Raw genomic sequence first — 11,701 nt, 5'->3', positions numbered from 1 at the left:
TATGAAAAAACTAATTTTAATTACTTCTCTTTTCCTGCTGCAGATTGCCTTTTTTGAAAATTCTCAGGCGCAGACGCTGCCGGTGGGTACACCTGTTTTAGAAGAATACTACCGCCTGCAACAACTCCAGGGCAAGTTGGATTCTAATATATCTTTTGCTATCCGGCCGATTAATCCTAAAGTGTTGTCGCCGGATAAGAACGTGTTCTATCCGGAGGACGCTGACAAAGGATCCAGCGGTACTCTCTATAATAAAGGCGCTTTACTGTTTCAATTATTGCCCTTACAAACCATACAACAGTTTAATTCGCATCACCCATATGGGTGGAATGATGGATTAATGATTCCGGCTAAAGGCTATCAAACATTCTTCAGTGGTGGTGTATATTTTAAGTACGGACCGTTAAGTATACAGTTCAGGCCCGAATATGTGTATGCCGCTAATCCAAGCTTTCCAGGGTATGCTTCCGGGCACGGCGACCAAGATTTGAGTGCCTACTATGGTTACCATAACCTCATTGACGCACCAGAAAGATTAAGCGACGGCAGCTACAGCAAATTTAACTTGGGGCAAAGCAGCATTCGTTTGACATTTGGCCCTGTTTCATTTGGCCTGTCGAACGAAAATTTGTGGTGGGGGCCAGGTGTTAGAAATTCTATTGTGTTAACTAATAATGCTCCTGGCTTTAAACACGTCACCATTAATACCGTGCGGCCAATTAGAACTCCCGTTGGTTCTTTTGAGTTCCAGGTAATTGGTGCACGGCTTGACAATACTAATCGTGCACCGCTGGATGTTACTACCACATCTATCGGTACAAACCTTTACAATCCAAAACGTTCAGATTGGCGCTATTATTCCGGGTTTAATATTAACTATCAACCTAAATGGTTGCCTGGTTTATTTTTAGGTCTAACACGCGCTTTTGATGCTTATCATAGCGATATCAAAGGTTTCAATGCTTATGTGCCTTTTTTTACTCCGTACCAAAAGGTTAATGATAATGGCGGTACCGGAGACGCATTTGACCGCGATCAGGTCACATCATTATACGGGCGCTGGCTGTTTACTAAGGCCAAGGCAGAAGTTTATTTCGAATATGGCCTGAACGATAACTCTTATAATTTGTCGGACTTTCTGGGTTCGCCAGAGCATTCCAGAGCCTACGTTGCCGGAATCAGTAAATACATACCATTGGCAGGGCGGAAAGATCAGGGAATATTATTCAATACTGAAATAACACAGTTGTCTCAAACAGTGGATCGTTTAGTTCGTGACGCAGGGGGATGGTATATTCATTCAGGTGTAAGACAAGGTATGACGAATATGGGACAGGTGATCGGAGCGGGTACAGGTTCTGGTGGAAACTTGCAATCGTTTGATGTTTCATGGGTGTCGGGCCTGAAGAAATTAGGTTTTATGTTTGAGCGGTATGAACATAATGTGGATTTTCAGAATTATTATTTCGGCCCGATTAATGGAAATAGCAGGAAATGGGTTGATCTGGGTTTGGCTTTGAAGGGGAATTGGGATTATCAGCATTTCTTATTTACGGCTAAGTTGGAAGGGGTAAAATCGCTGAACTACCAGTGGATTTTGAAGAACTATACCAACAGCGATTATTACGTGCCTAACAACGATGTATTTAACCTGCACCTACAACTCGGTGCTATATACCGCTTCTGATTTCTTGAAGATGGCAGATGGTATGGCAGCAAGGTAACTTCGGGAAGTAAAAAGTAGATGATGGCTAAGAACTACCTTTATAACCTTTTGCTTACGTTGGCTAACCTGCTGTTCCCTATTATCAGCTTTCCGTATGTTTCGCATATCATTGGCCCGGAAGGAATAGGTAAGGTTCAGTTTGCTTTTTCATTTGCGCTATACTTTGCGTTGATAGCGGGGTTGGGCATACCGGTATATGGTGTTAAAGAAATTGCTGCCGCTGGTGATGATTCAGCTAAGCGATCGAAGGTTTTTTCTGAACTGCTTACTATTTACGTAATCACCAGCGTTTTACTAACCACTATTTATCTGGGCGTTATTTTTAGTGTTCCTTACTTCAAGGCCGATTTGAAAATGTACCTCAATGCAGGCCTGCTGATTATACTAAGTTTTTGCTCTGTTGACTGGGTATATACCGGGTTGCAACAATTTAAAGCAATAGCCCTACGGGCTGTATTGTTCAAAACGATTAATCTGCTGCTGCTTTTTGTGTTTATTAAACATCCGGATGATTTCAGGAATTACCTTTACCTGATGATGTTTTCCTTTTTGGGAAATAACGTGCTGAGTATATTTCTATTAAGAGGCAAGGTACAATTTACGCTGAAGGGATTAAAGATAACGCGTCACCTGCCTGCACTGATACTGGTATTGGCTACGATTATCGCTGCAAGTATGTATACGGAAATGGATACTGTAATGCTCGGGTTTTTGTCCGGGCATCAGGATCGCGCAGTGGGTTTATACACGGCTGCCGTAAAGCTGACTAAAATTGCGATCCCATTTGTTACCTCCCTGGGGATGGTGCTGCTGCCAAAATCGGGCAGGGACTTCGCGGAACAGAATCTGACCGAGGTGCAGCGCTCGCTGGATCAAACCTTCAGGTTCCTGGCGTTTTTCGGTGTTCCGGTAGCCTTTGGATTATTCTTATTAGCACCACAATTTATTTCGCTTTTTTCGGGCCGGGAATTTGCGGATGCGAAAACAAGCATGCAAATACTCGCGCCATTACCGCTGATTATAGGGTTTGGTCATTGCCAACTGAACATGATCCTGGTACCATCAGGGCATAACAGGGAAAGTTTTTTTTGTGTGGCGGGTGGAATGTTTGTTAGTGTTGTCGTGAATTTTTTATTGGTACCTCATTTTGGCGCATTTGGCGCTTCAGTTGCTAACCTTGCTGCTGAGATTGTGGTTACCTTCCTGTATTACAAAGCCATTGCACGGCATTTCGATTTCCGATATCAGTGGAAACTTATCTTTGAATCCGCTCTTTGTGCCGCGCTTTTTATTCCGGTGATTTTGATGCTTCAATACTTTACCTTGCCTTTAATTATTACGGTGTTATCAGGAGTGATGCTTTCTGCTGGGGTTTATATCACCGCTCAGGTAGTATTGTTTAAGAGCAATTTCATTTTTGATATTCTTACCTTTGTAAAGGCTAAATTTACAACTACTGCGGAGTGATTAATATTTCTGTGGCCATGACCACGTATAACGGGGAGAAGTATCTGGAAGAACAGCTTTTATCGTTGTTTAACCAAACACTTAAACCGGCAGAGATAATTGTGTGTGATGATTGCTCTACAGACGGTACGCAAGCAATCCTGAAAAAGTATAGTGATCAACACCTGTTGACTTATTATGTAAATGAATACCGTCTTGGCGTAATCGCTAACTTTAAAAAAGCAGTATCATTAGCACAAAAGGACCATTACATCGCACTGTGCGATCAGGATGATATATGGTTGCCCCACAAATTACAACAGTGTGTTGATGTGCTTACAGAGGTTGAAAGAGGCGAAAGGCCTGCCATTGCCTATTCAGACCTGGTTTTTATCGACAGTGACGGTAATGTACTTAATAAGTCTTTTCACGACCATATGGGCCTGAACAGATATGCGCATAATCTGGAAACCGAATTGTTTAATAATTTTATTAACGGTTGCACCATATTGATGAACCCTGCTATGCGCAATTTAATAGCCGATATGCCGGATGATGTGCCTTTTCATGATGCATGGATTGGTTTGTTGGGCTATACCTTTGGGGATGTCGGAACCATTCGGGATCAATTGATCTGCTATAGAAGGCATAGCAGAAATGTAAGTATTGAGGATGACGCCAACGCCGGGCGAAAGAAAAGATTCAAGCGTGCATTTGAAGAGTTTGCGAAGGCTTTAAACGGAAAGGATGATTTCCTGGGTGTACAGTTTACTATCGCGCAGCAATTTTACAAGCAGTACCGGCAGATAATCCCCGCAGATAAGCGGCCTGCATTCGAACACTTTCTGAAATTGAAAGACAGTCCATACCTGATAAAAAGGCTGGCATTCAGAAAAATGATTAAAAAGAATTTGCTCTAACTTCGGGCTGATTCAGCTCAACCGATGGCTGAGTAGCAGTGATGGTTGGTTCTTTTTTGCGTAACAGAAGCACCGTAATAGCGAACAACAAACCCGTTATAAATATACCTGCCGGAATTGCAACCGTATATTTCAGCTTATTTTTCTTTAGCGGAAGTTCTGGCTCATCTACAATGGTAACCGTAGGTGTTTCCTGCGCAAGCATGGTTTTGCTGGCTTCGAGGTTCTTAACCGTCTCTGAAAAAATGGTGCTTAGTACAATTTTATCACGCTCTTTTACCTCTACGTTAGCGTTTGCATTGGTATAGGCTGGGTTAAGATCCAGCAGGGTTCGATTGGCAGACGAAACAGCATAGGTTTTACGATTTAAGATAGCACCAATGCTGTCTGCACGGTTTTGTAAACGGGCAACATTATTACGTAAGCGGGTGGTTTTAGTAGTGATGTAAAAAGAAGTAGCCTGTTTAATCATCCGTTCGCAGAACAATTGGGCGAGCTTTTCATCTTTCATCGTCGTTGTAACCTCAAAAAAACCAAGCTTTTTATCTGTTTTTGAAATGCTGAAGTTATTTTCTAATACAAGTTGAGTAATCTCGTGCAGCAAACTATCCTGTAGTCGGCTATAATTTTTACCTCCAATAGGAAATGATACCGGCTTGTTATTGTTAAGGCTTGTCCACTGTTTTTGGAGTTTGTGTACCTGCGCGTATTCATCTGCCAGGGAGAAATTAGGCTTCGGATCATATGGCGATTCGAGGGTCTCTTCGATCAGTTTACGGCTCTTCAACAGTTCCTGCACATTATCACCAGCCAGTACGCCACTTCCGCCGCCGATGCCGTCGAGGCTGAACCCGAACTGACCCGCCAGTGAGGCCAGGCCGCTCATGCCGCCGCTTTTAGAATCATCAATTACAAAGGTCAATCTTGCGGTGTAAGTAGGCCGCTTGAAGTACGCCGCTAAAGCGCCTAAAAGCCCGCCAATGACCGCAAGCAGGAGCAATGTTTTCCAGAAGCGTAACACATAACGGATATCGTCAACGCGATCGTTCCAAAGTTTCTTAAAGGAAAATTCGGGTTCGTACGGATAGGGCGTATTGGCGTTGCTCATGGTTATTTCTTTAATATGGCGATTAAACCGATCAAAGCAGTAAGGGCTGAAGCGATACTGGCAAAGTCGCCTACGCCGAGCCTGAATTTCACTTCAGGGTCTTTTTCCGGCACAATAATTTTACTACCCGGTTTTACCTTCGGATAAACGCGGAATACCAGGAATCGCCTTACGGGCCTGTTTAACCCATCCGGATATTTAATGTAAGCACCTTTTAACCGTGCGTGCGAGGTAACACCACCTGCCGCATTAATATAATATTTAAAACGACCACCATCGTAATTAACCAACTGAGGGTTATTTACGGCACCCGTTACTTCAACAAAAACGTTTTGCCGCGGAATAAAAATGCTGTCGCCAGCAAGCAAGATCATTGTTTCGCGAATTTTAGGATCAGTACTTTCGTTCGTCAGATCAAGATTAACACGTACGCCATTACGGAAAACCTGCGCATTAGGTAATGAACCGTAAGGGGTAAGGCCTCCGGCACGTTTTAAAAATTCCTGTGCAGTTTCGTCACGGCGCTGAACAGGGTAGTCTCCAGGGAATAAAACTTCGCCCCGCACACTTACATTACCCAATGTATGATAATTTACCAGGCGCTGCACATAAACGTAATCCATGGGTTCCAGCAGTACATTATCGGCGGAGCCTTCAGTCATGTCGACTGTAAAAGTCTTCACCAGTTGATTGGCAACGCTATCCTGCTCATTTTTAATAATTCTTGAAACCTCCACATGGTGTACAGCGGCACGTTCGTCAAAACCTCCGGCCATCGCAATAACATCGGCAAGGGTCATTCCCTTACGGTAAACAAATTTAGACGGCGTTCGCACGTGCCCGTTCACGGTAACGGTCTGCTCTGCTATAAAGGTGCTTTTTTCCTGAATTACGACGGTATCTTCACGCATTAAAGGTACGTCATTCCTTCCCGCGGCAATTTCAAGCGGATTAAAGGAAATGAACTGTTTTTGAAGATCTGGCAAGGTTCGTTTTATATAACCGCGGTTGGTATAGGCTTCAGGCTTTAATCCTTTGGCCAGGTTTAACAAACCTGATAACGTTAAACCGGCAGTAAGTTCGTAAGGGCCAGGTCGGTAAACTGCGCCCTCCAGAACAATACGGTTAGCGTAGCGATTAGTGATGGCGCCAATGGTAACCACATCGCCATTGCGCGGAACAAAGTTGCCAAAAAGATTTACAGGCACGTCTTTAACGTCACGCTCCAGGTCGTTAATCTGTTCTACTTTGGCAATTCCTTTATAAGCCAGATCAGTAAAACCGCCTGCGTATTTGATCAGGTCGTCAAGCTGTTCGCCATCCTTTAATTCATAAATAGCTGGCTTTTTAACTTCACCCAGTATGCTAACCCGTTTGCGGTAGACCGGGATACGCAATACGTCCTGATCCTCCAGCCGGATATTACCCTCCATTAGTCCGTATTGAAGAAAACTGTAGAAGTCGATTGTTTTGTAAACACGGTTATTCCGGATTAACTCGATGTATCTTAACGAGCCGTTAGCCGTAGGGCCACCAGAATTGTAAAGCGCATTAAATACGGTGGATAGAGATGAAAGGGTATAAGTTCCTGGTGTTTGCGCTTCGCCCACAATGGTAATGCGGATACTGCGTGTATTGCCCAGTGTTACATTTAATTGAGTTTGCCCGTTGCGCAAGCCGGGGTAGATCTTCGTCATCTTACTGCGGATAGCCGCCGTTGCCTGCTCTATGGTATAGCCGTTAACGTAAACAATACCTGCGTAGGGGATCTGCAGGTTGCCTTCAGGCGTTACCTTGCTACGTACGCTACTCTCATTTAACCCGGTTACCAGCAAAATCAATTCATCACCGGGGCCGATCACATAACTTTTAGGGGTGGCCGCATTAAAGTTAGGCTCGAATTTAACGGTCCGCTGGCTGAAAAAATCCATTCCAAAAACGGGTAGTTTTGTTGCGTTTTGGGCGGTAGGACTAGTTTTAAGGGTAGGCGCAGGACGGCTTACGCTGGTGTCCGCGTCGCGAGAAAAGTCTATCTTTTCTTTTTCAGATTTCGAGGTAGTTTTAAGGCTGCCTTTTTTATTTAATCCCAACAATGTGAAGCGATCTTTCAAAGCCTGCACCTCACCTGCGGGAAGGCCTTTTTGTTCCATTAGCTTATAAGCCTGGTCTTCGGGTATGCCAGAATCCTGTAGCTTTTTCCATACCTGGGTTACCTGTTCATCACTTAATTCGCTAACCTTTATATTTTGAATATTATTTAGCGAAATTGAAGATTGCCCATTACTACTTTGCGCGGCAACCAAAAAGATGAAAAGAAAATATAATAGTAGTTTTGAAAATCGCATGAAAAGCTTTTAAAGTGCTATTGTTGCAAATATATAGTATTAAATCTGTCAAAAGCCATAGTTCACACCAATGCTTAACTGGTTAGGTACCGCCCCTGTTTGTAAAGCAGGCCTGATCACCCCGGCCTGGTGCTGATAAGCGGCACGCAGGTACAAGCGGTGCAGCCATTCGTATCTTGCTTCTACCAATAACTGCTTTTGCGCTTCTACCGGCCCCTGTTCTAAAAACTTAGGCTGAGGTTCAGCAAAATACTGATCGAGTACGGAGCCGTCACGGCCTTTACGGATATAGGTGAACTGCGCCATTGTAGTTAGCCGTGGAAGCGGATTATAAGAAAGCCATAGAATTGCTTTATCAGCGTTTTGGCCAATCCATTCGCCTAAGGAGTACCCTTGGTTTTCATAGGTTTGGGCGGGTATCAGGTTGTTATATACAAACGGATTTATACGGGTATACTCTGCCCCCAGGGTAAGGTAAGGGATAAATACATCTGTAACCGAAGCGCCTACGTTATAGCCTAACTGGTTACGGCTCTTTGCCGGGTCGAACACACTACCCAGTCTGATTTCGTCAATAAACAACGAGGCATAAAGGTGCGTATTCGGGATATTATTGCGCGAACTCGCCTGGAAGAAGAACTGCCCATTGGAGCCTGTGGTAATTTTGTAGCGGCTCTGGTATTGGTCGTACGCCTTATAGAAGATCAAGGGCACCAGGTAACCCGGATCAAAACTATCGCTGGAGATCATGGACTCACCAAGGCTGAGTACCAATCCTTTAGTTAGAAGAAAACTTAAACTATGAGTGGCAAAATATTTCGCAACGTATACTTCTCTTACGCCGCCGTAGAGATTAGTTCCAGTTCTGTAAGTGCGTGAAGAATCGATGACGGTAGACTGTAAAGAGGCGAACACATAGTTAAAATGCAGCCATTTCAGGGGTTGATAATCTAAACGAAGGTATGGGTAAGAAGGCGCCTTGTCTGACATGATTAACCTGCCGTTCTGCCCGTAACCATACAGGATCTGATCTTTCCCGATGCTGATCAATCCGTTGTTCCAGCTATACGTAATATTCGCACGTACATCGCTGTAATTAACCAGGTTGTGGTTGATGGAAGCTGTACGCTGAATGCCTGTTTCCGGCGTGAACTTCTTTGTGCTGTCTACACCGTCGCCCTTTTCATTGATGTCCTGGAAGTAAGCCTGGAAACTGAAGTGTTTTCCGGCTTGCCCCCACAACGCTACACCCGATGCCTGTTTAAAAACACTTTTATTTTTGCCTTTGGTGTATTCGTAGGTGAGAGCCGGGTCGGCACGTAGCAAAAAGTCGCCTTTGTTAACGTTTAATAAACGCCGGTTGCCGTATTGGTCGCGCTTAAAAAGAAGCTCGGTCTGATCTTTCAGATCCGGGTTAAACTCGCTGTATTCGTTCAGGTAAAAGTCAAGCTCTTTTTTTTCGGTATCGGTTAAATTGTCAGCCTTCCGCAGTTCAAAAAGCATTTCTGCAATGTGCTGACGTGTAACTGGCTGTACCAGGTCGTAGTAGTTAACTTTACCCTTCTGGGCCTGCCTGGCTAAAAATTTATATACCGGGTGATTGGGGTTTTCGAACACAGCCTGGGCCTGGAGCGAATTAACGGCTGCCAGCACAAGGCATGCTACGATGATCAGTGATTTTTTTAAGGTCATTAGCAGCAGATGAGGTTGATAAGTATGATGTTAAATTGGGTAGATGAATAAAATATAATTGTTTTATCTCAGTATCAAATTACTACAGCGCGATGGGGTACCAGTGCTTGGTAGGCTGCCAATGTTTGCTCGGCCGCTTTTCTCCACGTGTACTCTGCTTTTATTTTCTCTGCCAGCTCTGGGTTAAATGTCGCAGCGATTGCTTTATCAACCGCTTGCCTGATGCTGTCGGGGTTTTCGGGCGTACAATAGAAGGCATCTTCACCAAAATACTCGCGGGTGTCGCCTTCTTCAGTAATTACAATATTGCAATGCATTAAGGCCGCTTCCAGCGAGCTTAAGCCCGTAGTTTCAAACCAGCTTGCCAGTACATGTACCTTTGCCACCTGGTAGTAATGTACCATGTCTTCATGCGAAAGCCTTCCGGCGAATACCACGTTCGGCCCCGCTATGCTTTTACATTCGTTATAATAATCTAACTGGTTTGCAGATGGTTCGCCTATCAGCACCAGTTTATAAGCCGTGTTATTTAAAGCTTTAATTAAATTAAGTTGATTTTTGCGGTTCTCTATCCGTCCTACGCAAATCACCAGGTTATCGTCTTTCTGTATCGTCGGATCGTACGGGAACTTTTCGGGATTGATCCCATTCGTAACCACCCAGCCTTTAACTTTCTGTGTATAGAGTTCTTTTAACCTGTTTAGCTCAGAGTAGGAGTTGGGTAAGATAAAATCAGCCGTTTCCAATACGTGGACGATACTTTTACGTTGCCCGTTCAGAAAATAGTGCCTGCTCGGACAATGGTCTTTCCCGACGATCCACCTGGCAATAGTTTTGAAATACTCCATGCTGTCTGAATTGAGAAAAGAAAAGAACGCACCGATGCCTTTCTTGTTATATTTATAATAATTGCCGTAAGTGCAATGGATAGTAGATACTACAAAAGGCATTTTTGCTTTACTGCTGTGATAAACCATATCTCCCGGCCGCGGTATTCCAAAGAAATGGAGTATATCGTATTGTTCATATGGGATAGGATCAACAGAACGAAGAATATCCACTTCGACGCCGAGGTTACGTAATTGCCGTGCAGTTTGTTCAATTTGGACGGTATCGCCTCCTGCTATTTTATACAAGTTTAATCTTGTAACAAATGCTACTTTCATTCTTAAATAAGTTCCAACTTACCACACACTGGTATTGCAGATGCAGGCCAAAGGTAATGTTTAAAACCCGTTTCTGCTATTTTGCTTTTTGGCGCTGAAATAACGCACTGATTATTTTTTCAAAAGTTAAAACAAAATTGTGCTGCTTAAAGTTTCCCTTCCAAAACCATCGAAGTTATTTAATGTTTTTGCAATAAATTTTTGCGTGCTTTGTAATAAAAGTTCTTAGTACTACGTAAACCTAATAGGAGTATACATTGTTTATGAACTTTAAAAGCTTATTTTTGGGCTTTCTGGTGAACATACTACCGCTGTTGCATTTGTGTGACGGCTCTGAATAACTAATGAAGAAAAGAATCTACATCGCCGGTGCCGGTGGAATGCTTGGAGAAGCGCTACACCGCATATTTAAAGATGATTATGAATTAAGGTGTACAGATAAGGATGTGAATGCTGGTTGGCTGGAGTTTTTAGACTTCAGAAACTTTGAAAGTTACCGGGAAGATCTGTACAATTTTAAGCCTGATTATCTGTTCCATATCGGTGCACTTACCGATCTTGAAGAATGTGAACAGGAACCGGATAATGCTTATTTGACAAATACTACCTCGGTTGAAAACGCCGTATTACTGGCTAACCAACTGAATATACCAATGCTGTATATTAGTACCGCCGGAATATTTGATGGTAAAAAAGACTTCTACGACGATTGGGATGAACCCAATCCGCTTGGACACTATGCCCGTTCCAAATATATGGGCGAGCGTTATGTAAGAGAAAACGCTAAGCGTTACATTATCTGCCGTGCCGGCTGGATGATGGGTGGTGGCCCTGAAAAAGACAAAAAATTCATTAATAAGATCATTAAACAACTGGTTAGCGGAAAGCGTGACCTTTACGTGGTTAATGATAAGGACGGCACGCCTACTTACACTGTCGACTTTGCCAAGAATGTGAAGCTTTTGATGGAGAACGAATATTGGGGGCTTTACAATTTAGTTTGCCGGGGAGAAACCAGCCGAAGCGAAGTTGCTGAAGAGATTGTTAATATATTAGGGCTACATAGTGAAGTAACCATTCATGAGGTAACTTCAGATTATTTTAAGGACACTTATTTCGCACCGCGTCCGCCGTCTGAAAGGTTGATTAACAAGAAATTGGAGCTGCGCAACCTTAACATCATGCGCGACTGGAAAGTAGCCTTACGTGAGTATATTGCAGAATACTTTACAGAATATTTAGAAGATAAGATACAAATGGCTAAAGAAGCAGATATTGCGCTGAAGCCTGCTGTTTAA

The 11,701-nt window shown here is 43.4% G+C and carries 8 protein-coding genes; 4 read left to right on the top strand and 4 right to left on the bottom strand.

The annotated features are described in order from the left end of the window. The first annotated feature begins 1 nt into the window (after window position 1). The 3 genes from MUY27_RS08810 to MUY27_RS08800 are packed head-to-tail and all read left to right on the top strand — an operon-like array spanning window position 2 to window position 4,092. A complete protein-coding gene (locus tag MUY27_RS08810) occupies window positions 2-1,687 on the top strand; it encodes a capsule assembly Wzi family protein (protein ID WP_245129638.1) in 1,686 nt (561 codons plus the stop codon). Window positions 1,688-1,744: 57 nt separating this feature from the next. Next, the gene (locus tag MUY27_RS08805; RefSeq protein ID WP_245129637.1) at window positions 1,745-3,193 is read left to right on the top strand and encodes a flippase; all 1,449 of its coding nucleotides are present in this window, start codon (window positions 1,745-1,747) and stop codon (window positions 3,191-3,193) included. After that, on the top strand, window positions 3,190-4,092 hold the full coding sequence (locus MUY27_RS08800) for a glycosyltransferase family 2 protein (protein WP_245129636.1): 903 nt from the start codon (window positions 3,190-3,192) through the stop codon (window positions 4,090-4,092). The genes MUY27_RS08805 and MUY27_RS08800 overlap by 4 nt, the downstream gene beginning before the upstream one ends. Here MUY27_RS08800 and MUY27_RS08795 read toward each other — a convergent pair. From MUY27_RS08795 to MUY27_RS08780, 4 genes are all read right to left on the bottom strand, one after another. Continuing rightward, window positions 4,073-5,200: a GumC domain-containing protein gene (locus MUY27_RS08795; RefSeq protein ID WP_245129635.1), complete on the bottom strand. Its 1,128-nt coding sequence runs from the start codon at window positions 5,198-5,200 to the stop codon at window positions 4,073-4,075. The genes MUY27_RS08800 and MUY27_RS08795 overlap by 20 nt on opposite strands. Window positions 5,201-5,202: 2 nt before the next feature. Continuing rightward, window positions 5,203-7,545 (bottom strand): SLBB domain-containing protein, encoded by a 2,343-nt coding sequence (locus tag MUY27_RS08790; protein ID WP_245129634.1) that lies wholly within the window; start codon window positions 7,543-7,545, stop codon window positions 5,203-5,205. Between the two features lie 48 nt (window positions 7,546-7,593). After that, the gene (locus MUY27_RS08785; protein WP_245129633.1) at window positions 7,594-9,237 is read right to left on the bottom strand and encodes a capsule assembly Wzi family protein; all 1,644 of its coding nucleotides are present in this window, start codon (window positions 9,235-9,237) and stop codon (window positions 7,594-7,596) included. A 74-nt stretch (window positions 9,238-9,311) separates the two neighbouring features. After that, window positions 9,312-10,403, bottom strand: coding sequence for a glycosyltransferase family 4 protein (locus tag MUY27_RS08780; RefSeq protein ID WP_245129632.1), 1,092 nt, complete (start codon window positions 10,401-10,403; stop codon window positions 9,312-9,314). Window positions 10,404-10,747: 344 nt separating this feature from the next. Here MUY27_RS08780 and MUY27_RS08775 point away from each other — a divergent pair, with 344 nt between their 5' ends. After that, on the top strand, window positions 10,748-11,701 hold the full coding sequence (locus MUY27_RS08775; protein ID WP_245129631.1) for an SDR family oxidoreductase: 954 nt from the start codon (window positions 10,748-10,750) through the stop codon (window positions 11,699-11,701).

The organism is Mucilaginibacter straminoryzae (assembly GCF_022953055.1).
In the GTDB taxonomy this organism is placed as follows: Bacteria; Bacteroidota; Bacteroidia; order Sphingobacteriales; family Sphingobacteriaceae; genus Mucilaginibacter; species Mucilaginibacter straminoryzae.
This window is presented reverse-complemented; position numbering and strand designations above follow the sequence as displayed.

What these genes read in the sequence shown, in the direction of transcription:
- MUY27_RS08775 (WP_245129631.1), top strand. Translation starts at nt 10,748, where the DNA reads ATGAAGAAAAGAATCTACATCGCCGGTGCCGGTGGAATGCTTGGAGAA.
- MUY27_RS08790 (WP_245129634.1), bottom strand. Translation starts at nt 7,545, where the DNA reads ATGCGATTTTCAAAACTACTATTATATTTTCTTTTCATCTTTTTGGTT.
- MUY27_RS08805 (WP_245129637.1), top strand. Translation starts at nt 1,745, where the DNA reads ATGATGGCTAAGAACTACCTTTATAACCTTTTGCTTACGTTGGCTAAC.
- MUY27_RS08795 (WP_245129635.1), bottom strand. Translation starts at nt 5,200, where the DNA reads ATGAGCAACGCCAATACGCCCTATCCGTACGAACCCGAATTTTCCTTT.
- MUY27_RS08810 (WP_245129638.1), top strand. Translation starts at nt 2, where the DNA reads ATGAAAAAACTAATTTTAATTACTTCTCTTTTCCTGCTGCAGATTGCC.
- MUY27_RS08785 (WP_245129633.1), bottom strand. Translation starts at nt 9,237, where the DNA reads ATGACCTTAAAAAAATCACTGATCATCGTAGCATGCCTTGTGCTGGCA.
- MUY27_RS08780 (WP_245129632.1), bottom strand. Translation starts at nt 10,403, where the DNA reads ATGAAAGTAGCATTTGTTACAAGATTAAACTTGTATAAAATAGCAGGA.